At 46.9% G+C, this 24,426-nt stretch carries 21 protein-coding genes; 2 read left to right on the forward strand and 19 right to left on the reverse strand.

Annotated elements, in window-relative coordinates; genetic code table 11:
• Positions 1-44: 44 nt before the first annotated feature.
• From EKG39_RS11955 to EKG39_RS11980, 5 genes are all read right to left on the reverse strand, one after another.
• Complete coding sequence (locus EKG39_RS11955) at positions 45-2,432, reverse strand: ABC transporter permease (protein ID WP_246028484.1); 2,388 nt, start codon at positions 2,430-2,432, stop codon at positions 45-47.
• A gap of 95 nt (positions 2,433-2,527) precedes the next feature.
• On the reverse strand, positions 2,528-3,205 hold the full coding sequence (locus EKG39_RS11960) for an ABC transporter ATP-binding protein (RefSeq protein WP_126505978.1): 678 nt from the start codon (positions 3,203-3,205) through the stop codon (positions 2,528-2,530).
• Between the two features lie 518 nt (positions 3,206-3,723).
• Positions 3,724-5,196, reverse strand: coding sequence for a group II intron reverse transcriptase/maturase (gene ltrA / locus EKG39_RS11970; RefSeq protein WP_126506104.1), 1,473 nt, complete (start codon positions 5,194-5,196; stop codon positions 3,724-3,726).
• Between the two features lie 685 nt (positions 5,197-5,881).
• Positions 5,882-6,544 carry an NAD-dependent epimerase/dehydratase family protein gene (locus EKG39_RS11975; protein WP_126505979.1) on the reverse strand — a complete coding sequence of 221 codons (663 nt, stop codon included), beginning with the start codon at positions 6,542-6,544 and terminating at the stop codon, positions 5,882-5,884.
• On the reverse strand, positions 6,541-7,488 hold the full coding sequence (locus EKG39_RS11980) for an alpha/beta hydrolase (RefSeq protein ID WP_126505980.1): 948 nt from the start codon (positions 7,486-7,488) through the stop codon (positions 6,541-6,543). The genes EKG39_RS11975 and EKG39_RS11980 overlap by 4 nt, the downstream gene beginning before the upstream one ends.
• A 162-nt stretch (positions 7,489-7,650) precedes the next feature.
• Between EKG39_RS11980 and EKG39_RS11985 the strand changes: the two genes are divergently transcribed.
• The gene (locus EKG39_RS11985) at positions 7,651-8,556 is read left to right on the forward strand and encodes an AraC family transcriptional regulator (protein WP_126505981.1); all 906 of its coding nucleotides are present in this window, start codon (positions 7,651-7,653) and stop codon (positions 8,554-8,556) included.
• Between the two features lie 598 nt (positions 8,557-9,154).
• Here the strand turns inward: EKG39_RS11985 and EKG39_RS11990 are convergent.
• From EKG39_RS11990 to EKG39_RS12010, 5 genes are all read right to left on the reverse strand, one after another.
• Entirely contained in the window at positions 9,155-10,309 is a 1,155-nt protein-coding gene (locus EKG39_RS11990) for an IS110 family RNA-guided transposase (RefSeq protein ID WP_126505982.1), read from the reverse strand.
• 614 nt (positions 10,310-10,923) lie between these two features.
• Positions 10,924-11,616: an aspartate/glutamate racemase family protein gene (locus EKG39_RS11995; protein ID WP_126505983.1), complete on the reverse strand. Its 693-nt coding sequence runs from the start codon at positions 11,614-11,616 to the stop codon at positions 10,924-10,926.
• Between the two features lie 131 nt (positions 11,617-11,747).
• Positions 11,748-12,305 (reverse strand): phosphodiesterase, encoded by a 558-nt coding sequence (yfcE, locus tag EKG39_RS12000; protein ID WP_126505984.1) that lies wholly within the window; start codon positions 12,303-12,305, stop codon positions 11,748-11,750.
• 150 nt (positions 12,306-12,455) lie between these two features.
• A complete protein-coding gene (locus EKG39_RS12005) occupies positions 12,456-13,688 on the reverse strand; it encodes an iron-containing alcohol dehydrogenase (RefSeq protein WP_126505985.1) in 1,233 nt (410 codons plus the stop codon).
• A 338-nt stretch (positions 13,689-14,026) separates the two neighbouring features.
• Positions 14,027-15,070: a M43 family zinc metalloprotease gene (locus tag EKG39_RS12010; protein ID WP_126505986.1), complete on the reverse strand. Its 1,044-nt coding sequence runs from the start codon at positions 15,068-15,070 to the stop codon at positions 14,027-14,029.
• A 77-nt stretch (positions 15,071-15,147) separates the two neighbouring features.
• Here EKG39_RS12010 and EKG39_RS23390 point away from each other — a divergent pair, with 77 nt between their 5' ends.
• Complete coding sequence (locus tag EKG39_RS23390; protein WP_185817586.1) at positions 15,148-15,285, forward strand: hypothetical protein; 138 nt, start codon at positions 15,148-15,150, stop codon at positions 15,283-15,285.
• A 135-nt stretch (positions 15,286-15,420) separates the two neighbouring features.
• Here EKG39_RS23390 and EKG39_RS12015 read toward each other — a convergent pair whose 3' ends face one another.
• The 9 genes from EKG39_RS12015 to EKG39_RS12055 all read right to left on the reverse strand — a co-directional run bounded on the left by EKG39_RS12015 (position 15,421) and on the right by EKG39_RS12055 (position 24,418).
• The gene (locus tag EKG39_RS12015; RefSeq protein ID WP_126505987.1) at positions 15,421-16,485 is read right to left on the reverse strand and encodes a Preprotein translocase subunit SecY; all 1,065 of its coding nucleotides are present in this window, start codon (positions 16,483-16,485) and stop codon (positions 15,421-15,423) included.
• A 358-nt stretch (positions 16,486-16,843) separates the two neighbouring features.
• Positions 16,844-18,100, reverse strand: coding sequence for an ABC transporter permease (locus EKG39_RS12020; RefSeq protein WP_126505988.1), 1,257 nt, complete (start codon positions 18,098-18,100; stop codon positions 16,844-16,846).
• The gene (locus tag EKG39_RS12025) at positions 18,097-19,326 is read right to left on the reverse strand and encodes an efflux RND transporter periplasmic adaptor subunit (protein WP_126506105.1); all 1,230 of its coding nucleotides are present in this window, start codon (positions 19,324-19,326) and stop codon (positions 18,097-18,099) included. The genes EKG39_RS12020 and EKG39_RS12025 overlap by 4 nt, the downstream gene beginning before the upstream one ends.
• Before the next feature lie 29 nt (positions 19,327-19,355).
• Positions 19,356-20,555 carry an efflux RND transporter periplasmic adaptor subunit gene (locus EKG39_RS12030; RefSeq protein WP_126505989.1) on the reverse strand — a complete coding sequence of 400 codons (1,200 nt, stop codon included), beginning with the start codon at positions 20,553-20,555 and terminating at the stop codon, positions 19,356-19,358.
• Positions 20,552-21,610: an HlyD family secretion protein gene (locus EKG39_RS12035; RefSeq protein WP_126505990.1), complete on the reverse strand. Its 1,059-nt coding sequence runs from the start codon at positions 21,608-21,610 to the stop codon at positions 20,552-20,554. Before EKG39_RS12035 ends, EKG39_RS12030 begins: the two co-directional genes overlap by 4 nt.
• Entirely contained in the window at positions 21,600-22,286 is a 687-nt protein-coding gene (locus tag EKG39_RS12040; RefSeq protein WP_126505991.1) for an ABC transporter ATP-binding protein, read from the reverse strand. The genes EKG39_RS12035 and EKG39_RS12040 overlap by 11 nt, the downstream gene beginning before the upstream one ends.
• A gap of 322 nt (positions 22,287-22,608) precedes the next feature.
• Positions 22,609-22,995: a hypothetical protein gene (locus tag EKG39_RS12045; RefSeq protein ID WP_126505992.1), complete on the reverse strand. Its 387-nt coding sequence runs from the start codon at positions 22,993-22,995 to the stop codon at positions 22,609-22,611.
• 166 nt (positions 22,996-23,161) lie between these two features.
• A complete protein-coding gene (locus EKG39_RS12050; protein ID WP_246028487.1) occupies positions 23,162-23,533 on the reverse strand; it encodes a hypothetical protein in 372 nt (123 codons plus the stop codon).
• A gap of 285 nt (positions 23,534-23,818) precedes the next feature.
• A complete protein-coding gene (locus EKG39_RS12055; protein ID WP_126505994.1) occupies positions 23,819-24,418 on the reverse strand; it encodes a GNAT family N-acetyltransferase in 600 nt (199 codons plus the stop codon).
• Between the last annotated feature and the right edge of the window lie 8 nt (positions 24,419-24,426).

A 24,426-nucleotide genomic window follows, 5' to 3' on the forward strand; every position in this document is an offset into this window, starting at 1 on the left:
TATGCACAGTGTTACGGCTTCAGCGTGAAACAGATGTGAAATAGTTAAGCCTCTGACATTAATGTTCGCACCGAACTGCGCAAGCTATGCCTACTGGCATAAATACCGAAGCAAGTAACCGAACATAAAATGAGCGAAAGCGTAAGCAGCAACCAGATAAAGTCAGGTTGATAAGTCAACGAGAACTGAGACTGATAGATCAATAATCCGGCTATGTAGGTGCCCAATATTGCCCCGGCGGCTGTAATGCCCGCTGTAACTAACCATTCAATAATATTGAGTTTAAAGCAGGTACCCCTTGTAAAACCGAAGCTCATAATAATGCTGTTTTTCTTTTTTTCTTTTAATTCCAGCGCATTAACCGATGCGAGAATAACAACACTAGCCAGTAATATAATCATCAGCGAAAACCCGCTAATCACCTTAGTGATCATGGCCAGAATGTTATCGAACCGAGCAGTCATCTCTTTCAGCGACGTCATACGCAAGGTGGGGAATTTTTGCCACAGCGGCGTCAACAGATGAAATTGCTGATCATTTAACTCCATACTCGCCATATTGAAATGGGCCCCATCAATATGCGCGAGTGCCGCAGGAGGCATCTGCACCCAAAAGGTCATAGAGCCGCCACCGGGTTTAAATTCATGACTGGCGGCTATGGTAAACTTGATACTTTGCTGACCAACAACAAAGGTTAGCGAGTCGCCAAGGGTTAACCCCAAATCTGTCATGATCTCCTGCTCGATTGATACCTGTTGCCAATCTTGTGTGTTGCTTTGCCACCATTGCCCACTAACAACACGATTATTGGCCGGAATAACCTGAGTCCAATGCAGTCGAATGGCATTGGATAACGTGGCTAAGCTATCGCTGGGTTTTTGCGTAAACGCAGCTAAGCTTTGCTCATTAACTGCAACAAGCTTGGCGTACATATAAGGTTTACTCTGACGAATGTTTATGGCGTTTTGCTTCGCCCAGGTTTGAATATGGGTCATTTGACCTTGAGTTGCCTGGGACACAATGACGTTACCGTCGTGCTCTCGTTGATAAGAGGACATGCTGGCCCCCAGATCTTTTAGCAGCATTAAGGTAAACAACAGCATAAATGCTGATAGACCCACGCCAATGATCTGTGTGCTCTTACTGAGAATGCGCTGTTTCATCATAAATAGCGCAAAAGGAATCAAACCCGAAATCTGCTGAGTGAGCTTCTCTCCCAGGGTCAGAGAGCTCCAACTCATGATTATCATTAACCCTATGGTAATGACGATTGCGCTGACCATCATCAAGGTTAGCAGGCCGTTATCTGAATAGCTTACCGCAACGCCTGATAGCACCAGCACGCTACACACTTTACTGAACCAATGGCTGAGGCCGGAATTGTTGTTATGAAATAATCTGCCGACTGAGTTTTTATACAGAGAAACCCACACCGGTGCGTGAAATACGGCGAAAACAAGCGAAATAGCAGCGACAGATCTCACAACGGGCCATAAATCCCAGCTCCACTGCAGGTCAGAAAATGTGCCCCCCAACCAGTTAACGATCGACCAGTGAGCTGCGGTTGATAACAGTAAAACGGCTGGCAACAAGGTAGCAATTCCCAATAACCACTTAAACATCGACACCTGAACCCCGGTAAGTTTAGAAGCGCCCAGGCTCATACATATGGCCGAAAAGTACTGGTCTTTTTTCATATGTATTTGGGTTAACTGCTCGATGGCGATAGCTGCCATAAAAAACAAAATGATGGATGCCAGCCCTAAAAAGTTCTCGGTTCGTTGCCAAAACAGGGCGAGAGGATGATTACCCTTCTTGTGATAAACCTTTGCTGCGGGTAAGTATTCTTGTTGCCACTTTATCAGCTGCTTGGTTTGTTCGGTATCGGCGTTAACTAAGTAGCGGTGGCGGATAAGCTCTGCCGAAAACCCTAACCCGTTCATGTCTGCCGGATTAATCATGGCGCGCATAGCGACGCTATGCCCTTCCATTAAACGATCGGGTTCGTGCACCAGCACCCGAGACACGATAAAGTCCTGCCCTGCGATGACAATCACGTCACCTATATTCAATGACAAACTTGCAAACAGTCGAGCGTCTAACCAGATATCTCCAGTATTGGGGCCACCTTTGGTTACTTGTCCCGCTCCGTGCAGAGTTGTCGCCGTTAATAACTCTCCCTGCAATGGATAGCTATCATCAACGGCTTTTAGTTTCGCCTGCTGCCATTGAGCCCCATGAGTCAGAGTCGTGCTAACTTGTTGGGTTGTCGCTATCTTATTGGTTAACTTTGACAGGGCTGATAGCTGCTGTGGTGTCAGCATTGGCTGCTGACTGATCACCGCGTCGGCGCCCAGTAAACCCTGTAAATTATTTTGCAGATAATCTTGTATGCTGTTACTGGTCAAGCTTAGCGTGATGATAAATATCATCAATATGCCTTGTGTCCAGCGTAACAATCTCTGATAGGAAGCCGATTTTTGTTGTTGGAAAAAGTGCCACGCAAGCCGAAGATTTTGGGATAACATTATGCCACCTCAACATTTGCCAGCGGGTTATTAAGTTGGCCATCTGCTAATGAGAATACCTGTTGAGCACGATTGGCCAGCGCGTCACTGTGGGTAACAATAACCAGCCCGGCGTTATTTTCCCGGCAGCAATCAAACAAAATATCGGCAATACTGGCCGCGCTATCTTTATCCAGGTTTCCTGTTGGTTCATCGGCAAAAATAAAATTTGGATCGAAAACGAGTGCCCGCGCTATCGCCACACGTTGTTGCTCACCCCCACTTAATTCACTTGGCTTATGATTTTCTCTGTGTTGTAAACCAACCTTTTCCAGCCATATCTTTGCCTTATTCATAGCCCGCTTATCACCTCGCAGCTTTAACGGCAATGCCACATTATTTAGTGCGGTGAGCTCAGGCAACAGATGAAATTGTTGAAAAATAAAGCCAATGTCTGTTTTCAAATAGGCTAATGAATGGCTTTGGCCATTTTTTGAATAGATTCCCTGGCCTGTAGTTGGCTGTTCTAAGCCAGACATCAACATTAATAAACTTGATTTACCAGCTCCGGAAGGTCCCGTAATCGCATAAGACTTACCTTGCTCGACTCGCAAATTTAGATTGTTAAACAAGGTTACTTTTGATTGAGTAGCCTGAAAAGACTGACTAATATTTTGTAGTTCAATGTAGCAAGACATGATTAAGACTCTATTTACTAAGCTATAGCGCTAATGTAAGTAGTGACTTGTGAAACGGATGTGAAATGCCTGGGGTCTGGAGCCAGTCCAGCTTGGACTGCCCGGGAGTTTAGCGCCAGCCATACTCATTTCTGAACAAAAACTTGTCTACTTGTCTGATAACAAGTTTCAAATATCTTTTGGATGATTCATCTGACGGTGTCGGTATTTGTATGGCTTATGGAATGGCATAGTTTTGTTGGAGTTAATTGCTTGCAGCATGCCTTATGTGCAAACACTTCAGTGACACAGCACAAGTATGTCCCTATAGCTTCGGCCGTGACATCCATGTCACGGACGGTCACTGCTGCGTTTACACTTGAATGTTTATCTCTTCGCTTTAAAGTCTTCTGTTGTTACTCATTTTTGTCGGATAGGCGGCACTTGTTACCAAGTACCGCCCTCCTAAGAACCGGACGTGCAACTTTCACTGCATACGGCTCAAGCCTCCACTAAGGCGTATTCTGTTACCCAGCACCCTACATAGCAGCCAAAACAGGATCGAACCAAGAATTACGACTTTGCTTTTTCGGTTTCCTCTTAACCAAGTAAGATAGATATTGAGGATCGAATGGCGTTGATGCACTCCTGATTTTCACATGTCTCTTTATTGGCGTTTGAGCTATTTGAACCAGATTAAAATGGCAGTCCATGTTGGCTATTTTCTGCCAGCCGTGGAATTGCCATCCACCTATGCGATTCATATAGTATTTTCGACGTACCCAGTCTTTGCTTTTCGTTGGGTGACGCCTTACCGCCCATCGCCATAACAGCCAGAAAAGTTGATGCCCTACATAACCGAAAACTTGCTTTGCAACACTGTGGCGATAATAGTTCGCCCATCCTCTCAGTTTCGGATTCAATATTTTGATTAAATCGTTAACGGGTATTGTTGGATGTTTTCTGATGAATTCACGTAGATTGCTCAAAAATGATAGAACATTGCTCTTGCTCGGTTTAATGAGCAGTTTGCCTTTGTACTTTCTAAGATTGAATCCCAGAAAGTCAAAACCATCATCGATATGAGTTATGTGCGTTTTCTCATCAGAGAGTGTTAAGCCTCTTTCCTGTAGAAAACCAATTAGTTGCGGCTTGATTTCATTAACGAGCACTTCCTTCGAAGAACCTGTGATAACAAAATCGTCTGCATATCCGATAAAGTTGACTCTATTCCCTGTTTTACAGGCAATAGACTTAACCAACTGTTCTAACCCAGCCAGCGTGAGCAACATCAGCGTTGGGGAGGTTATCCCGCCTTGCGGTGTTCCTTCTGCTGTTTTATAGACCAATCCTTTATCAACATAACCACATCCAAGCCATTGTTTCAGCATTCGCTTATCTAATTGAATGTTGTCGATGAGCCATTGATGACCTATCTTATCGAAACAAGCTTTGATGTCACCCTCAAGAACCCATTGGCTAGAGCGCTTCATACATAAACATTTGAAGCACTGTGCAATTGCATCTGCTGTGCTTCGGTTAGGTCGAAAGCCATAGCTATTAAGGTCGGCTACCGTTTCCGAAATAGGCTCCAAGGCGAGAAGATGAAGCGCTTGTTGCGCTCTGTCTATCATGCAGGGAATGCCTAAAGGTCTGAGTTTGCCGTTTTTCTTGGGGATGTAGATACGCCTGAGCGGTTTGGCATGATAGCCTTTTCGACTCAGTTGATTGACCGCAGTCATACAACGAGCATCACTGTTCCAAATGATGCTGTCAACGCCTGGTGTTTTGCTGCCTTTATTTTGAGAAACTCTTTTAACAGCAAGCAATTTTGCTGATTTAGAGTGGGTTAATATCCACTGCAACGCTTTCGCCTTGCCGTGTTTACCTTCTCGGGTTGCTTTTGCAATGCGCATTTGAAGCTTTAATACATGTCGCTTAACCGCTTTCCAGTTAATGGATTGCCATTGAGCATTGTCAGGAGGTGCACTAACTTCAATTGAAGCCACCATTTGCGTTTCTCCTTGAATAAAGTTCTTCAAATCATCTTGCAACGGGAGACCAGCTAGAAGTCAGCTCGCTTTCGCGCCAGATAACAACCTGTATCCGCATCATTACAACACGGCATTCGCTTTTTCTAGCCTCCTTTACCTGCATTACTATCGGCGGTCTTCGCAGACCACTTTCCCTAAGGGAGCAATACAGGCTTACCCTGTTCCGTATGTCGCGCAACGTCAGGTTAGATGCCCACTATAGTGCGGAGAGTTATTTGATCACGAAAGAGCACTGTCCAATCTCTTTCCAACTCTCGTGCCTTTTGGCCACAGCGTATTAACCACTTCCGCTGTTTCTCGTATAACGCACCTTATATGGATTCACTTACGTTCATCATACTGACACCCTAGCACTTACCCGATTGTGGTTATCAGGAAGAACATCCTCTCACGATTCAGTTCCCGTCCAGTGATTTACCGGACTTCGTTACATTGTCGGATCCGCTGCTTTATTCAGGATCCTAGGGGCATCTGGTGATACAGATGGTTCACTCTTATCGCGGTGAACAGCGCTTCATACGACCTCAGGTCGCACGGACAAAAGCGAGTTACGAATTTCAGCAGACTGTGAGATCTCGGATAACCTCTGCTACTGCAAAGCATTCGAATTACCTACAAACTAGTGACCAATTTTACTCATCCACTACAGGTAGCTGTTTAGTGGCAGCTTAGATAGTTTACGCATTTCGCCATTTTCAAGGACTTTATCAGCTCCATCGGCCAACCCTGTATTCACCATGACGTTTGCCAGATGAGGCGCATTTATCCCTATAAAGGGTAAAAGTTTGTAGAGCGGCTTAAACAGCCGTATTGATAATGTTTGTTTCGTCTCCACTTTGCCTGGGGCAATAAAACCGGGACGAAAGATATATTTTCCCTTGAGGGAGCTTGCATTCAGCTTTGCTTCCGCCCTGCCTTTTGCGTTAGCAAACATCATCAGCGATTTTTCAGCGGGACTGGCCCCTTGAGCACTGAAAAGACAGAGGCGAATATCAGGGTTAACTTTTTCTAAGCTAACCAGCAATGCTTCGAAATAACCCACTGTAATTTGCCAGAACATCACTTGGCTCACTTGCCATTGATACACGCCTAAACAGTAATAACAGATATCCGCATCAGCCAGCTCACTTTCAATCGCAGCAAAATCCAGAAAATCCTGATGCTCCACAGCTTTTAGTTTCGGGTGAGAAAGGCTGGTTCGGCGGCGACCGACCATCACTACTTGAGTAATCTCAGGGGTATTCAAGCAAAGCTGTAATACTTCACTGCCCACCATTCCCGTGCCGCCAAATACTATCGCCTTCATATTGTTTTAACATTTAGCTGATTGTTAAAAAACTCGGCAATACTGCCTACCGCCTGATCTACATACTTGTCCAAGTCATAAGCCTGGATATGGCAGGCCCCTTTGAGCTCTTTGAACTCAGCAACGCCCTGAGATTTCACCTCTAAAAACTGTTCAGTTTGAGTACGGGTAGGTGCATTTTCTCCAACAATACCTAAGTATGGTGTAGTAATGTACTTGGCATAATCAAGAGCATTAGATTTCGCTAGTTGCTCAATAGAGAACAGTGTGAGCTCGCGACTGAAATTCGGCCAACAGCTTTCAACACGCGTAAAGTAGTAGTCATAGACGTCTTTCATAAACTGAACTTCCGCAGTACCATCAAAAGGTGCATACAGCACATCACTACGATCAGACACACCAGTTTCAAAATATTTTTGCCGAGCATCGTTAGAGAGTTTAAATAAATAAGCCCGTGTTTCTTCTGTTACCATAGGGTTAAAGGTCACAAACTCTTGTAAGTTAAAATAGCCGCTGACAGTGGCAAAAGCTTGGATTCGCTTGTCCCCAATCAGTGCACCAGTGACATACGAAGCACTAGCACAAATTCCTAGCGCCGCAATCTTGCTGCTATCGACATTCTCAAGCGTGGCTAGAAAGCTCACCGCGTTTTGTATATCTTCGGTTTTGTCAGACGGGTTTTCATAACAACGCAGCTCACCGTCACTTTCACCAAAGGTGCGATAATCAAATGCAAGCACTAAGAAGCCTTGCTTGGACAGTTTCTCGGCAAACACCCCAGCAGCCTGCTCCTTAACTGTAGCCAGTGGTCCACCTACGACAACAGCCGGGTAAGTCTTACCGGAGTCGAAATTATCAGGACAATAGAGGTTGCCCACGATGCGAGTACCTACGCTTAAAAACTCAACTCTGTTCTTTCCTGCGTTAAATAATGTTGCTGTCATTGTCTTCACCTTGTTTTGTCGTCTGAGATCAATATTAGTGATATAAAATCAGATCAGGAATGCACAGAACTGGATTTGTTTTGCCTATTCCTGCCGTGATAGCTTAAGAAGGAAGCAAAAATTGAGATTTGATTGTATATTCCTACTTAAACAGGAGGGGTTATGACAGACTTTGCACCTTTATATGCTCAACTGACTCACCGATATCAGCTGGCAGGGAAACAAGAAATAGTTAATACAGAAATACCCGGTGTTCGCTATTTTCACAGCCCGCACTATTCAGCGCGTACTGCCGTAGTATACGAACCGGGTATAGTTATCATTGGCACTGGGAAGAAAGCAGCTTACCTAGCGGGCCAGGAATTTCATTATCACGCTGGGCAACATTTGCTACTCACTGTGCCGCTGCCACTGGAGTGCGAGACTCTAGCCAGCTTGGATGAACCTTTGCAAGGTTTTTTTATCGAATTAAATTTACCAAAACTGCACCAAATGGTTCATGAAATATTATCCTGTAATCCTAACGCCTTTGACGAGAAAAATGACAAGTTGACAGGTATAGAGCAAGTACCAGTTTCCGCTGAACTAGCACAAATCCAGCAACGTTTACTACAAACCCTGCAATTCCCACTTGATGCCCGTATGTTAGGGCCGGGAATAGTAAACGAACTTATTTACCGTATCCTGCGTTCACCCCAAGGCCAGCCTCTCTATGCTTTAGTTTGCCTTACCAGTCTTTATGGAAATATTGCTAAAACGATAAATCAAGTGCAGGAGGATCTGGCAAAGAACTACACCGTAGACGAGTTGGCAGTCAGCTCAGGTATGAGCATTTCGGCCTTTCACCGAGCTTTTAAGCAAGTAACTCAGGAATCTCCACTGCAATACATAAAAAAAATGAAGCTCTTTAAAGCAAAGACGATGATCGTTCATGAAGAGCTGAGTGTTAGTCTCGCTGCGCGAAGAGTAGGATATGAAAGTGTTTCTCAATTCAGCCGTGAGTTTAAGCGTCTGTTTAAAGTTCCGCCCAGCCAATCTAAAACGATTTGTTATGCACAATTAGTTTAAAGTCTGAATTGAATTACCCTCAATCTCTAATATTAGAAAAGATAAGGCTAAGTTATATTAACGGATTTTGAATGAGCCATGGTTCTAAAAAGAAATGGGGCATTTCCAAGTTAGCCAAAACAATCGAACCTCAATCGAAGAGAGAAATTAACCCAGTGCAGATGCGGCTGCGGACGTTGATGGCATGGATGCCATCGTCGAGCCTACAGGGACTGTGCTTGCGGCGTTTCGCAGAAGTATTTGCACATCGCCCGCCGGGCAGGCGTTGGTATGACTCCCCACGTCAAGTTAAACATAGCGATCCCTGCCATTTAAATTGGCACCATTACTCATAGTTAGATGAGTTAATACACCAGATGAAGCAAGTAGATTCGTCGGTTCTCATGCTGATATTCGTGGGTTACTCTCCCTTAAGAGAGCAGTGCCAACCTTACTTTTTTCGACGTGGTACCTAACTTCAGTCTAGGTTCGTGGTTCAACCCTTTCGCAAAGATTGCCGTCCTAACGCCGTCGGTGTTTGTACCACTTCCGATGCTCGATCCAATGCATTAACTCTGAACTTATCATCTCTCTTTCACCCTTGCCGTCACTTGATATCTCATGCGGGTAGCCTTGCTAACCTTTGCTTAGGGTCAACCGGGCTGAGCACTACCTCTCTGGAAATTGCCCAGATAAATGCGACCATCTCTCTAGCGATAGCAGTGACGACCACATTGTAGTGTTTACCCCGTTGCATCAGCCTTTGATAACGGCGACATAACCTCAGCTGTGCCTGCCAAGCGATATCAACAATTTCTTTACTGAGTGACTCTTGCCGCTTTTGTAGTTCTGTTGAAATGTTAGCGGCATATCGATAAGTATGTGCGCCTTCAACTAATAACCGCCTGGCTCTTCCATTGCCGCACTTGGTGATAGCACCCAGTCGTCGATGTCCGCCACTTGAGTGTTCACTGGGCACAAGACCAACATAACTCATGAGTTTTCTTGGATGGTCAAAACGATTCAAATCACCCAGTTCAGCGATGACGCCTACGGCGATAAGCAAGCGTACTCCTCGCATAGCCTGAACTGCTTTCACAACAGGATAATAGCGCCAAAGCTTAACCTGATATTCAAGTTCATTATCAAGCCGCTGTAGTCGTTTCATTCGTTCTGTAATGGTATGTATGGCTTCTTGTAGAACGATTTGTTGGCACGGGTGAGGTAGCACTAATTCAGTGAGCCAGCGTAAGTGTTGCTTCGACCAATTATCATTTATCTTGCAGTTAATATTATTCCGCAGAAGCATCGCTTTAAGCTGGTACTTGGCATCTTTGAGGTCTTTCATTGCAGTCTCGCGTGCCCGAGATAGGTCACGTACAGCCTCATCTTCTGGTTCTGGAACATAAATAGGGCTGATATCGCCATTCTTTATAAGCTGTGCCAGTTTCAGTGCATCTCGCTTATCCGTTTTAACTCGCTCGCCAGGCTTCTTGGGAATAAGTGATGGTGCGACTACATAACAGCAGTGCCCTAAGCTAGTTAAAAATCGATAGACCCAATAGCCACAAGGTCCTGCTTCATAGACAAAATGTAGCGTTGCTTGAGGGTATTTAGACTCGAATTGTCGAGCAAGTTTACGTAGTTGAGCCTTGTTACTGGGAACCCGTCCTAGGTGAACAGGACTATGTTCTCGGCCGTCTTCGGCATAGGCAACTTCAATAAATTCTTTATGGGTGTCTAAACCTATGAAAATTATGCTATGTTTTCTCATGCTAGCCTCCATTTGCAATATTGTATGGTCACAAATACAGTATGGCTCTGGTGCACAATTTAACTATTTTGGACTAACCCACGAACTTGGAGGCTAGCACCTCGTGGGGAGTCATTATGTCTAGATAGATATGAAGATACGACCTTCAAGCACACGACTAAATACCAGTAATATAATAGAAAATGTAATCAGTCTTCATTTGAAGGCTAGCAAACTTTGGGGCAGAACTCTGTTAGAAATCCTAGCAACAAAGCCAAATCGACGAGATAACTTTCTTTAAAATCATCAGGTGTAGATACGGCTGTGAGCTTCCAAAACAGGGATGTTTTGGCAGAGCCCACAGGGCCGAAAATCTTCACGGCGTTTCGCAGAAATATCTGCACTTTAAGGTCGTTATTAGGCATCTGACCCATAGGGATATGGGAAATGTCATGATGATGTAGGGAACATCATTGACCTGCCACCACGACATTTGTGCATCCCTGCACGGCACGAGCCGCAGGTTATTAGTCCATATTGAAGGTAAAACCTTCACAAAAACTCCCCAATACCAACTCACCCAGAAGCTAAATCAGAAAATGTAATAAGCCTTCATTCGAAGGCTACGGTTTCGGCTATGAGAGCGCCAGTTGAACTGCGGCTTTGGCGTGGATCTCTGTGGTGTCATAAAGCGGTACTTCGGTGTCTTGTTGAGACACCAACAGGGCAATTTCGGTGCAGCCCAGAATGACGGCTTCGGCTCCCTGTGCTTGTAGATCCTGAATAATCGCGAGGTAGGCTTCACGAGATGTGGTATTCACCTGGCCCTGACAAAGCTCTTCATAGATGATCTGATGCGCGCGCTCTCGTTGTGCACTATCTGGGATCACCACTTCGATACCGAACTTATCCGTTAAGCGCCCGCGATAGAAGTCCTGCTCCATGGTAAATTGGGTACCCAGCAGGCCAACCTTTTTTACTCCGTCACTGACTAACTGCTCTGCCGTGGCATCGGCGATATGTAGTAGCGGAATAGACGCATTAGCGCAGATCTCATCGGCAACTTTATGCATGGTGTTAGTGCATATCATGAAAAAGTCGGCCCCTGCGGCTTCGACCGAAGCGGCAGCATCGCTAAGAATATCCGCCGTCTTGCCCCACTCGCCCGAGTGTTGCAACCGCTCTATCTCAGCAAAATCGACACTCACGAGTGCTATTTTCGCACTGTGTAGCCCACCTAGGTGTTGCTTTACCCCCTCATTGAGCGCCTTGTAGTAACTTACCGTAGACTCCCAACTCATTCCGCCTATCATGCCGATTGTTTTCACTGTTACTCCCTCTTTCTTATCACGAAGCTAAACACGAGCCTAAACGCGAACCTAAACACAAATAGTGATTAACAAGTAACACAGAAAATAGAATCGGGTCAATGAGTTAATTGATATCGCAGCCGCGATACTTAGTCGAGGCGCACAGAGCAGAGCTCTTTTCCATCGAAGCTCATTACCGACAGGGTGTCGTCCTCGAGTAATCCATAACTGGCAACATGGCCGCCACGGGGAATGGTCACAGAGCCTGGGTTAAACTCGATAAAATCACCCTTTGGTGCGGCGACAGGAAGATGGGTATGACCGGAGGCGATGATATCACCGGGGCACAGACGTGGGTGCTTATTACTGCTATCACTGTTAAATAGGTGACCATGGGTCAAAAACAGACGTCGGCCGTTAGGCAGCAGCACTAAGTTATAGTCAGACATGATAGGAAAATCGAGCAGAACCTGGTCGACTTCACTGTCACAGTTTCCTCTTACGGCGATGATTTTATCACCGTATTGGTTCAGCAGTTCTGCAACCTTGATAGGTGCATAGCCCGATGGCAGCGCATTTCTGGGACCGTGATTGAGTATGTCCCCTAATAAGATCAGATGCTCGGCGCCGCTTCGCTCGAACGCGGCGATCATTTGTGAAGTGCTATCGAAGCAGCCATGGAGATCGGAGGCAAAAAAAAGTTTCATAAGAGGCTCACCATAAAAACAGGAACGGCATATTACGCCTATTCAGCATTTTTTTCTATGAGTGAGCTCACCCTCTTCTACGGGTGAGTTCACCAAGAGCTATGAGTAAGCTCAGCTATTCGCTGGCCCCTGATAGCTGAGCCGGGCCTTTTACGCCACCAGCATCTGCTTGATCAGAGACTCACACTGGTCTTGATTCATATATTTTGGCACAGGATAGTTAAAGTGGGCTTCGGATAACGCCGCCTTAGCTAACTCGGGCACATCTTCAAGCTTAAGAGAGTCGAGCTGTGAAGCGATGCCATACTCTTTGAGCATTCCCTGAATATGCTCAATAAAGCCCTGTGCCAACGCCTCGTCTGTATCTCCATCTGCGCCAAAACCACAGGCACGTGACAGCTCGGCCAAACGTGGCAGGATCTCGGCCTTAGAGTAATTAAGTACATAGGGTAAGACGATGGCATTGGCCAATCCGTGGGGAGTGCCGTATTTGGCCCCCAGATTGTGGGAGATGGCATGGACATAACCTAAGCTTGCCTTGGTAAATGCCAGACCGGCGTAATAGGAGGCCATCGCCATATTATGCCGCGCCTTGAGATCGCTGCCATCGAGGACCACTTTTGATAAATTTTGCATGATAAGACGCGTCGCCGCGATAGCATAGGCATCGGTATCGGGTGAAGCGTTCATCGAGATAAAGGCTTCTACGGCATGGGTCAGTGCATCCATGCCTGTCGCGCTCGTCACATGAGCGGGTAAACCTGTCATTAACGATGCATCCAGCGATGCCATCATGGGCACAAGTTTGGGATCGATGAGTGGTGTCTTCTTATGGGTGACAGGATCGGAAACCACCGCAGCTATGGTCACCTCGGAGCCCGTTCCCGCCGTGGTCGGAATGGCAAACAGGGGGGCAGGCGCTTTCCAGACTCTGAAGAGGCCGGTGAGTTTTTTGATCTCACGACGATTATTCACTCGGGCGGCGATAACCTTTGCAGCATCTATCGGCGAGCCCCCGCCGACAGCCAGAATGGCATCACAATTATGCCTCTTATATAAGGCTAAGCCGGACTCTACCTGGGCATAGGTTGGATCAGGCAGTACACCATCGTAGATGACATATTCAACATGATTGTCCGACAGGCTCGTTTGAATCGCATCTAAAAGCCCCAGCTTTACCAGCACCGTGTCGGTAACAATCAACACCCGCTTCATCCCCATCTGAGCCATGGCGTCACACAACTCAAGTGAAGAACCGGCACCGGTAAACAGGGTCGGCTTGGGCATAGGGATTATCTTGGCCGCCACTTTCAACACCTTCATATAGCCCTTGTACGCTATAACCTGAAGATGAAAAAACCTGCTTTTAGTGTTGCGTTCCATGGCGACTCTCCCTGACATTTGTCTCTGATATAAGCCCTTGTATAGGCTCTTGTATTAGCTGTTGTATTAGTTCTTATATTAGCCCTTCATCCTACTCCTGACATGGTTTGCCAGATAGCAAAAATTCGATATATTTCAATGAACACCATAAGATTTGTTGTCGAGTATCTACTCTAACAGGTTAAGGGGAATTGAGAAGTGAAATCGAGCCGTATCTGAGCCCATATAAGCGCCCCGCTCTTCGAAGCTATATTGATGCGCGCTCGCCAGGGTAAGGATGAAACAGGCAGTGAAGTGATAAAAAACCGCGTCCCTGCGGTTAAGATTTTACCTGATGATTAATAGTTGGTGCCCGTCGCCACCAGGTTAGATGCTGACCATAAGCTTTGACGCGCCGGGCTGGCTAAACCATTAACCATGCGATCGACCTGATCCTGAGTGTAATTGGCATACTGATCCGAATAGGCCATGAAGTTCTGCCAGTTAATCGTCTCACCCAGACAGTTTAAGATCCCACCATCTCCGGGGTTCATCTGCCAGCTATTTTGCTGCGGCGTATCGCAGTTCTTATCACCGGTTTTACCACAACGCTTGGCCGCGCCCCGCTTACATCCGCCTTCGAAGGTGTGGATAAGGTCGAGGAAGTGGCCAAATTCATGGGTTAATACAGAGCGAAAGTTCTCGTCTGTGTTGGTTCCAAGGTAAGCCCCGTTGTAGGTGACCCGGGCAAGGCCATCGTCAGACATGCCGGAGTCCGGATACCAGGCGACACCTGAGTTATTGGTGACACCATCGGCATAGAGATCATTTTGAATATACACATTCATGTATTTGTAGTTATCCCAATGATCATTTTTCACATCGCTGCTGGAATAGTTACCGGCGCCGGAAGATTGCGGGTGGTAGATGATCCCCGAGGTCGGGTTACCTTCAGGGTCCAATTCGGCCAGACGAAATTCGACATTTAAACTGTCTTTTACACCGGTGAACTCAGGATCGATGTCGGCGAAATCGGCCGTCTGCCCCTGAAAATCTTCATTGGTCTTATACAGCGCATCGATGATTACCGCATCGTTAACCGTATCGCCATTATGAACCGTGCCATAGACATGGAACACCACCGGAATGATGTATTTATGGCTTGCTGATATCCCCATCACAGAGATATCGGCAGCTTTATTCTCTCTGGCTTGTTTAACTGCGGCTAGGCCTTGCAGTCTATTTTGTGCCTCCTCAAGGGCGGCGGGGAAATTTCTATAGTGCTGGGCATTAATTTCACCAGCCTTACAGTGATGAGCGGCAAACTCCGGCTGTTTAGCCTGTGCGTATGAGGAAGTGCCGATAACCAAAGCACAAACTGAAAGGGTTAGTTTATTTATCATATCAATAGTTTCTCTTATTGTTTTAAACCCGCCTTGTTAAACAGTTAGTTAAACTCATTTAAAGCAAGGAGGTATAGATGAGCACTGCAACTGAGTCCGAAGGAACAGATACAGCAGTATTGAATGACAGCATTATCTGTTTTGCGACCAAATCAGATAAAATATCCAATATGCAATATACAGGTCATCTGGATTTTGTAAAGCGTGATGACTAAATTAGCGTTCGATTAATCTGAGAAGGCATTAAAAATGAAGCGGATATGGAAAGGTGACAAAGTTGAAAGAGGACGACTCAACCAACCACCTCAAGGCTTACAGGCGGCTGGTAAAGTCGTATCATGAATCAATAACTAAGCAATAGACTCACTCACACCATGCCACTGAAAATGGTTATTGGGTTTCTTACTGACAATGCCTTCATCAAATAAACGACTGAATATCTGGTCCACCTCATCGGTAGAGATATTGAGGTATTTGCTCACCGCCCGCTTACTGCAATTGACCTGATTGGCACTCAAGGCATGGATAGCTTGTTCATAGGCGCTCTTTGGCGTTACGGGCGCAGCAGTAACATCTTCTATTTCGCTGGCATATTGCATCGAACTGGCTTCATGGGGTTTGAAGTGACTGAGCAGATCCGGTGCCTTCATCTCCTGCAAAGTTAACCCCTCTATGGTGACCGGGTTAGTGTGGCGGAACCGATATCTGAAACGGTTCTCTTCACCTATGAGTCCGACGAAGAAGGCGGCAAAGAAGTCGAGCAGTACCGACAGAAATACCACTAAGCCAAGTTGCGCCGTCTGCGCCGATACATTCAGGGAGTTGGCCAGACTGTCGATTAAGCCGATGACAGAGCCCTGACTTATGAGGGGCAGGCTGTCGCGCTCCATAGCGAGGCGCTGCTGCTCGCTCCTGAGTTTATCGTTCTCTTTTTGAATACGCTTCACACCCGTTGCGATACGCTCCATCTGAATGTATTTCTCGGCGGCGACATTATTCAGCTCGATCTGCTTCTCTATCGACTCAATCTGCATGTTGTAAGCGTTCACTTTGCTCTGGTGAACATTTGCATGTTCCTGAGCCTTATTGGTAGCGCTGTTTATTCCCCCCACCGAACCACCTATGGAGATGGCAGCCAGTACGGCATAGAAGACCAAGGCAAATATCATCCCGCTATAGTTACGCCGTGCCTGACGTTCGCCGACCTCATACCAGGCGAAGAATTTACCCAACTCAAAAATCACCGCAAGGGAGCCAAACATCACCTGCATAAATGGGTCGTCATCGATGGATAAAAATAACAACATGGAGAACACGATTGAGGCGAGGATGGATGCCCCGGTAAAGCTATAAACGCTCCACATGGCAAAATTCCCTTTCGGGTATCGAACGGCTGAGTTTTCGGTGTAAAACATAACGGACTTCTTTATCGGTGAGCGGTGTGCTCAAAACCTGTCAACGGGATCGTCAGGCAAAAAAATGGTGCGTAAGGATATATCAAAAAATCGGTTATGCCCTTATAAAACATAAGCAACCGAGCGCTTTTGCCGGAATTTCAAACGTCATTTTCACAAGTGTCTAAAAGGTGTTCAGGCTCTGCTTATAAAGCACTCGCTAATCATCAGAATATTTCTGATTGTGATTGTGGTGGTTGCAGGGATTGTGATGGTTGCAGGGATTGAGAGAGTAAAAAGAGGAGCGAGGCTTGCCTGTCTTGGCTTGAATTAAGCTACCCATTATACCGATTAGTATAATGGGTAGCATAAGAGGTTATTAATCTCGTTGCAGGGCGACAATCGGGTCTAATCTGGCGGCTTTCTTGGCAGGATACAGACCAAAACCGACACCGATTGTCATGCAGACACCGAGCGCAAGAATGATGGCAAAAGGTGACCAGGCCACAGGCCAACCGGCAGCCGCCGATATCACCACGGCCAGCAGCAAACCGACACCGATGCCAATAATCCCGCCGGTGGCAGAGATGGCGATGCTCTCGATTAAGAACTGACGTGCAATATCTTTACGCCTGGCACCGAGTGCCCGCAACAAACCAATTTCGCCCGTGCGCTCCATGATGGTAGCTAACATGATATTCATGATCCCTATGCCGCCAACCAGCAGGGAGATCCCGGCGACACAGGCCATAACAATATTGAAGATCTGCTGAGTCTTCTGATGCTGCGCCAACAGATCCGCAGGCACCACAATGTCATAGTCTTTTTCACCGCCGTGGCGGCGATTAATCAGGTGGCGCAGACTCTTAGCTGCAAGTGACGGATCCACATTTTCAGTAATTGAAACCTTAAACGAGTCCAACTCATCTTCCAGTGACTTAAAGTTCATCTTCTTCAGCGCCGTCGCCAACGGAATAAAGACCTGATTGCGTTCACCGCCCAGCTTCACCCCCTGTATCTTTGACTTGCCACTCTCTGCGTCGGTTAACACCCCAACCACGGTAAACCACTGATGATTTATCTTGATCACACTGCCGATAGCTTGCCCCTGAGGAAACAGGCTTCTCGCCGCTTCAGGGCCCAGCACGGCAACTTGCCTGTAATGGCTCTCATCTGTCTCGTCGAAGGCTTTACCACCGCTGAGTTTGAGTGCACTGAGCGAGAAGTAACTCGGGGTCACCCCTTTGACTTGTGCGTCACTGCGCCCTTCCAGACTAAACAGGCTGAAGGTTTTTACCTGTTTCTCCGCACTCCAGCTTTCAACAAATGGCAGGGTATCCTTAGCGCTTTCTACATCTCTTAAGCTAAGGCCGATACTGTGCTCACGAATCGATTTCAGCGCCTCGCCATCGGCGGGTCTGGCGTTAACGACCAGGTTTCTGACCCCCATAGATTCGATCATCTTAAGGGCCTCACGCTCGGCACCTTCACCGACACTCAACATGGCAATCACGGCGCCGACCCCGAAGATCATACCCAGCAAGGTTAGTGCGGTGCGAAGCTTATGGTGACGCATCTCATCGAAGGCTTGCTTAATGCCCTCGATATAGACTCTGCTCTCATTGACGATGCTCATACCCGACTCCTTTTCGGCGGCGTTGTCAGGGCGATAACATCGCCTGAGACTAATCCATCAGCGATGACCGTACGATTCAGACTGCGGCTACCCGGAGTGACCGCCTGCTTGATAAAACCCTTAGCGGTTTTCAGGTAGACCCAATATTGTCCCTCTTTTTGAAACAGCGCCTGATTGGGCACGGTCACCACATCTTCCAGGTTGAGAGAGTGTACCTGCGCCCTTACCTGGCGACCCGGCTGCATGATATCGGCAGCGGTGTGGTCAAGGCTGATGGTAAATTGGAAGTAATTCACCGGACTGTCTTTCTCTTTGGGCTTAGCCAATGCATCGAGCTGGGTCACCTTACCCATGAACGCTCTGTCCGGGTAGGCGTCGAGATAGACGGTCGCTGTTTTCCCGATAGAGAGCCCCGCCGCTTCAGACTCCTGTACGTAGAGCTTAGCCTGCATCACCGAGGTATCGGGTAGCAGACCGATGGGGAAGCCAGACCACATCATGTCGCCAACCACAGGAGATGCGCCATCCCAGCCCGCTTGATAGACGAAGAGTCCATCATGGGGAGCGGTGATCTCCATCTGGTTTAGATTGTTTTCGAAACGATTTATCTTTGCCGAGTGCCCTTTCTGTTTGAGCTTAATCAGCTCCTGCTCCGCCTGGGCTTGAGAACCATGTTTATCCAGCCCCCAATCGAAATAGTGCATCTTGGCGACCAGGTAGTCTTGGTTTCGCATCTGGTCGATGATCTCGATCTTAGTGTAAACCCGTTCATCTTCACTGAAATAACGTTCGGCCAACTCCTTTTCCCGGCTCGTCATTTCTGTTCCACTCGACAGTGTCTGGCTAATTGTCCTGTCTTTCTCTGTCTGTATCTGACTGTCGTAACCAAGTTTATCGAAATCAAACTGCTCCATCTTAAGACGGTAGGTCTCCCGGGTAGGATCCATACGTGCAACCACGTCACCCGCCTTAACCGGGGTAAAGTTATCCAATATCCAGGCTAATGATTGAGGACCTCGCAGACCCGACGGCACAGTTACCGCTGTCGACTGACTGGCCTCTAGCTCACCAACTGCAGGGATCTCGACATTAAAGTCGGAGCGCTGTACCTCCATAGTCAACACCCCATCGGCGGCCTGTTGGCTGCAGGCAGACAAGCTTAAGAGCCCGATTAAGGCTATTGCCTTAGATAGCTGAGATGATCCCCGCCAACGCCTGATCCCCATTCCTGTTTGTCTCTTTTTAAATAAGGTGCTCATGGCAGCAGTACCTCCTGACCCACGTCGAGGCCGGAAGTGATCGACACCAGCTCCTTGCCTATCGCGCCTAATGTGACTCTTTGTTTTGATTCACCAAACAGACCCGGCGTTAATACGTATGCTTGACCGGCATCATAATGCACCGCATCGAGTGACAGCAGCAGTTGCTCTTCATCGTTGGCAATATCTATCGATATCTTAGCGGTCATGCCCGGTCGCATCAGTTCAGTGTCCGCCTCGTCTATGCTGGCAACAGCATCGAAAATCACCAAGGGAATATCCTGATTTTTATTACGAAAAACGGCACCGAGCTCGATAATTTTTCCGGTAAAAACACGGTCAGGGTTGGCATCGAGACGAATTTTCAGTGTCTGCCCCAACTTAACCCTTCTTGCCTCGACCTCAGGAATGGTCATGTTCACCTGCATATTATTGAGATCGGGAATACTCAGCACGGCATCACCCATAAACACAGACTGACCCTCTTTGATCTTATTACCTTGAGAATCATTACCGTAAACCACCATTCCGGCTCTTGGGGCAATAAGAGTCAAAGACGCGATACCACGTTTAAGCGCATCGACCTCAGAGGCAAACTTTTGCTGGTCTCCCATCAACATCGCCTCTCTCTGTCTGGCACTTTGGGCCTCGAGATCCAGCTTCTGTTCGGTCAGAACCACCCTATCTTTCGCTATCTCCGCATCTTTTTCATATTTTACTTTGTCGATTGCGGCGACCGTTTCATCAGAGAGTTTGAATTTTCTCTGAGCCTTCTCGAAGTTCATCTGTGCTTCCGCCAGTTCGAGTCTCAACTCCTCCAGCCTTTTTGCATTGCGTAACTTTGAGGTTTCAATATCTTGAATCGTTGCCTCAAGCTTGGCCGTCTTGACCGAGAGACGCTGAGTCTGCTCCGAAGTATCGAGTTGAGCGACCATGTCACCCTGATTAACCTCTGAGCCTTCCGGTGCCAGCTGTTTAACCTGGTATTGCCACACCCGGCGCAGTGATGGCGGCATCATGGAGATGGTATCGGCCGAGACAAGCTCACCCGTGACATCAATACTTTGACTCAATACGCCTCGCTCCACACTGGTCACGGCCGCGCCGCCACAACCACTGAGCATGAGTAGCGTTACAGCCGGGAGGAGTCGCCTTAGCCGAGTGTGACGCTTGTTACACATATTAGATAACATCATATCTGCCCCGCTGCGGTGACTAATACACTCATCCCGGGGATGATTTTGACTCGCTCGTCAGGCTCAAAGCGGATCTCCACCTTAAACCAGTTACTGCTGCCCCAGGCAAGCTGCTTCTGAGCCTGTCGGCCAATGAGCTTAATGTCACCACTAAAACTGATATCAGATTGCGAGTCTAATCGTAAGGTCACGGGGTTGCCGATAGCGATTTTATCGACATCAACCTCATTCACCCAGGCCACAACCTCTAATTCTTCCATGGCTGGCAGACTCGCTATCTGCCTGCCTATCTGCACCGTATCGCCAACGGCATACTTCTTTTGTGACCAGGGATCGCTACTATAGAGCAGCGGACCTTTTATCTCGGCTTTCAGCGCTAACTGCTCTAAACCATTTAAGGCTTGTGCCAACTCGAGATTTGCACGATTTTTATCTATGGCCAACTGGGCCTTACTCGCCGCCTGTTTATCTAATACCTCTTTAAGGGATTGTCTGGCCTTAGATAGCTCACTCTTTGCCTTCATTAAATTAAACTGGTTTTCGGCATAATCTTTGGCGGCGATATAATCGGCGGGTACATCGGCATCGAGCTGGCTCTTATCGAGCTCGGATACTTTCTGTTTAAGATCAAATTTTGCCTGTAATACGCTGGAAGTCAGATCGATAGACTGACTCTGCTCTTGAGCCGTCACCCGCAGCAGACTGGCCTCTAGTTGCTCAATTTGATTGGCGAGCTGACTCTTATCGAAGATGACCACGGTTTCACCGGGCTTCGCTATCGAGCCTTCTGGCAACATCCATTGAATTTGATAACGCCAGGCATTCCCCGCCTTGGGTACCATAAATGATTGTGATTTCACCGATGAGATCTTGCCTGTCAGTAACAAGCGCTCAGGCTCCACCTGCTTGTTTGAGCCCTGGTCCGAGCTCAGTTTTGAGCTGAAACCGGGAGCTTCATTCGCTGCGTTCACTGAGGTAAAAGGCAGTAAAAGAGCGGCCAACAGCAGGGACCGACGCCAGTTAAATACTCTGCTGGAGTCACGATTAAGCCGCATATTCACCTCGCTCCTCGACCTCGACAATATGACCATCTCGCATGCGTATCACCCGCTGCGCATAGGCTGCGACTTCCTCTTCATGGGTCACCAGAATAATGGTCTGGCCGGCTTTATGCAGCTCGGTAAACAGGGCCATGATCTCGACCGATGTCTTGCTGTCCAATGCCCCGGTCGGTTCATCGGCGAGTAAAATTGCCGGGCGATTAACTAATGACCGCGCGATAGCGACTCGCTGCCTCTGACCGCCGGATAGCTGGTTTGGACGGTGATCTTGTCTGCTACCTAGCCCCACCCGGGTTAACAATTCACTGGCATAGCTAGCGTCATCATTTGGAGGGTTGGAAAAACGTAGCGGCAACAAGACATTTTGTAGCGCGGTCATCCGCGGTAATAGGTGAAAACTTTGAAAGACGAAGCCTATCTCCTTATTACGCACTGCCGATAAGGCATCATCATCAAGGCTTGCGACCTCTTGTTGATTAAGCTGATAGCTCCCTTCACTGGGTTTATCCAAACAACCTATGATATTCATCAGTGTCGATTTACCCGAACCAGAGGGCCCCATAATCGCGACAAACTCATTTTTATTGATGGTAAAATCTACCCCTCTGAGGGCGAAAACAGAGGTTTCTCCCATCCGGTATTCTTTTTTTAATCCATTCACTTTAATCATAAGAATCTCTTGCTAACACTCATGTCTATCTCTGCAAAAATTGAAAATTGATAATATTCAGGCGCAAGTGATAGTGCCTGAATATTAGTGCCTTAAAGGTACGAATAAATCTCGCCTAAATTCAGACCTATGCAAGCAGCCGGAGTTCAAGACAAATTAAAAATGTATCAGGGTACCTGAGCAACAGATTGACAGATATGTGAATGAAATAGCAATTGAATTTAATAAATTTGCAATTAGTTAAGAATGGCTCTCAACTAATTGCAAAGAATGGAAGCAATACGTTAGAAAGGTTGATCAAAAGGATCAGAATAGTAAATAGTTAGAGGAAGATCCCCATCAGGCTCATCGTCGCGATCCCCAAGAAAAGCACCCACTGAAAAAGATGTCTGAATGGGGTCTTTATATCACTGACAAAGGCAATATAGATCTGCCAGATGGCAAAGATGCCAAAATTTAGCGCCACAAACAGAATAAGACTAAAGCCCTGCATATGTGACACGAGTTCGAAACCACATGAGGCTAATACTAACGTTGATAAAACTAAAAAAACTGACACATAATGAAATACACAGTGCAATACGGCTTTTGCCACAGGCTCAAACTGAGCATCCAGCATTGGCGTTAAAAAATGTTTAACGCCATAGGTGAAATGGCCTACACAGGTAAGCAGCCCCATCCCCGCAGCAGCAATAAAATATAGATTCATGGAATTTATCTAACCTTCCCTTCGCTCATTAATCGGTTGACCTTGCCTAATAGACAGGAGAGTGAATCTAAATCTTTCAAATAAATTCTCACCTTCAGCAAATAAGGTCATGCTTAATAAAAATCATCTATATCCATAGGGTGAGTGAGTGAGCGGCTTATACCGATTACATGGTCGCCATGGTCCAATAATCGAGTCGTTTTTGCGGCTCGGCGAGCAGAGACTTACATCTGTCTTTATACTTTCCCATCAAGCCCCCCAAGCTTTTACTATTGGGCAGTGATGCCAGCTGCTTCTCTTTAACACTCGAAAGCGTATCTGCGACTTGCTCTTTACTCTGATATTTCTCAGCCAGCGCTATCGCATCTAATGATGACTGTAACAAGCGCTCACCGACGGCCTTCATCTGTGGGGCATTCATATTTGATATCGCATCTGAGCTAATTTGGTAATAAGACGCACACTCGAGTACTTCTCCGTTAAATGCAATTTCGGCCTCTGAAGCTACCGGGGCAGCAACTGCCGGCAATTGAACCATAAGGGATAGAGAGAGAAGGAGTAAGCCATTCCTGACTCCGGATTTGTTTGCCGTCTGTGAATATGAAGCTGAAGTTTGCATTTAGGATCCCTTGCTGCAATTGTTATCTGTTATTGGTAACAGTTATTGATAATAGTTATTGATAATACTTTTTTTAGTATTTTTACTTTAGACCTCACTTAATTTCAAGGTGAGGATATTAAAACTTGTCTGATAGAAGTCGCTGATCTTGTTTAAGAATCGAGTACAGCAGGCTTAGAAGAAGCGCGGTAACCGCAATACCAATTACATTTGATATTTCTGCAGCCTGAATTTGAGGTTCTGTTTTACCGCAGTCCATTCGCTATCTATGATGGAGTAGATAACGGTATCTCTGACGGTACCGTCACTGAGCAACTTATGATTTCTCAATACGCCATCTTGTTTAGCACCGAGACGGGTGATGGCCTCTCTCGAGGCTTGGTTGTGCCAGTGGGTTCTGAACTCAACCGCCATGACATCCAAGGTATCAAAAGCATATTCCAGCATTAACAGCTTTGTCTCGGTGTTGGCACTGGTTCTCTGTGCGCGCTTTGCATACCAGGTGTAACCTATTTCCAAACGCCTGTTTGCCTGATCCCAATTGCAGATCCGGGTCGAGCCGATGATCTCACCGGAATGTCTATCCCGTACGGCAAAGGCTAAGGCTTCACCTCGTTGCTCTGCGGCTAATGCCGTTTCTATATACTCTTTCATCTCATCGGGATGAGGGGCACTCGTGTACCATAACTGCCAAAGTTCTCCGTCTGAGACTGCAAGAGAAAGCGCGGGAATATGCTCTAAACTCAAGGGTTCAAGCAGGATATGCTCCCCGGACAAACACTCAGCATGAACTTCACTCTTCACAACACTCT

The organism is Shewanella atlantica (assembly GCF_003966265.1).
Classification (GTDB): Bacteria; Pseudomonadota; Gammaproteobacteria; order Enterobacterales; family Shewanellaceae; genus Shewanella; species Shewanella atlantica.

Coding starts and splice junctions, on each gene's coding strand:
- EKG39_RS11955 (WP_246028484.1), bottom strand. CDS start 2,432: ATGATATTTATCATCACGCTAAGCTTGACCAGTAACAGCATACAAGAT.
- EKG39_RS12035 (WP_126505990.1), bottom strand. CDS start 21,610: ATGCGGCTTAATCGTGACTCCAGCAGAGTATTTAACTGGCGTCGGTCC.
- EKG39_RS12040 (WP_126505991.1), bottom strand. CDS start 22,286: ATGATTAAAGTGAATGGATTAAAAAAAGAATACCGGATGGGAGAAACC.
- EKG39_RS11990 (WP_126505982.1), bottom strand. CDS start 10,309: ATGAGAAAACATAGCATAATTTTCATAGGTTTAGACACCCATAAAGAA.
- EKG39_RS12030 (WP_126505989.1), bottom strand. CDS start 20,555: ATGATGTTATCTAATATGTGTAACAAGCGTCACACTCGGCTAAGGCGA.
- EKG39_RS12020 (WP_126505988.1), bottom strand. CDS start 18,100: ATGAGCATCGTCAATGAGAGCAGAGTCTATATCGAGGGCATTAAGCAA.
- EKG39_RS11980 (WP_126505980.1), bottom strand. CDS start 7,488: ATGACAGCAACATTATTTAACGCAGGAAAGAACAGAGTTGAGTTTTTA.
- yfcE (WP_126505984.1), bottom strand. CDS start 12,305: ATGAAACTTTTTTTTGCCTCCGATCTCCATGGCTGCTTCGATAGCACT.
- ltrA (WP_126506104.1), bottom strand. CDS start 5,196: ATGGTGGCTTCAATTGAAGTTAGTGCACCTCCTGACAATGCTCAATGG.
- EKG39_RS12045 (WP_126505992.1), bottom strand. CDS start 22,995: ATGAATCTATATTTTATTGCTGCTGCGGGGATGGGGCTGCTTACCTGT.
- EKG39_RS11985 (WP_126505981.1), top strand. CDS start 7,651: ATGACAGACTTTGCACCTTTATATGCTCAACTGACTCACCGATATCAG.
- EKG39_RS12050 (WP_246028487.1), bottom strand. CDS start 23,533: ATGGTTCAATTGCCGGCAGTTGCTGCCCCGGTAGCTTCAGAGGCCGAA.
- EKG39_RS11960 (WP_126505978.1), bottom strand. CDS start 3,205: ATGTCTTGCTACATTGAACTACAAAATATTAGTCAGTCTTTTCAGGCT.
- EKG39_RS11975 (WP_126505979.1), bottom strand. CDS start 6,544: ATGAAGGCGATAGTATTTGGCGGCACGGGAATGGTGGGCAGTGAAGTA.
- EKG39_RS12005 (WP_126505985.1), bottom strand. CDS start 13,688: ATGGAACGCAACACTAAAAGCAGGTTTTTTCATCTTCAGGTTATAGCG.
- EKG39_RS23390 (WP_185817586.1), top strand. CDS start 15,148: ATGAGCACTGCAACTGAGTCCGAAGGAACAGATACAGCAGTATTGAAT.
- EKG39_RS12025 (WP_126506105.1), bottom strand. CDS start 19,326: ATGGGGATCAGGCGTTGGCGGGGATCATCTCAGCTATCTAAGGCAATA.
- EKG39_RS12010 (WP_126505986.1), bottom strand. CDS start 15,070: ATGATAAATAAACTAACCCTTTCAGTTTGTGCTTTGGTTATCGGCACT.
- EKG39_RS12015 (WP_126505987.1), bottom strand. CDS start 16,485: ATGTTTTACACCGAAAACTCAGCCGTTCGATACCCGAAAGGGAATTTT.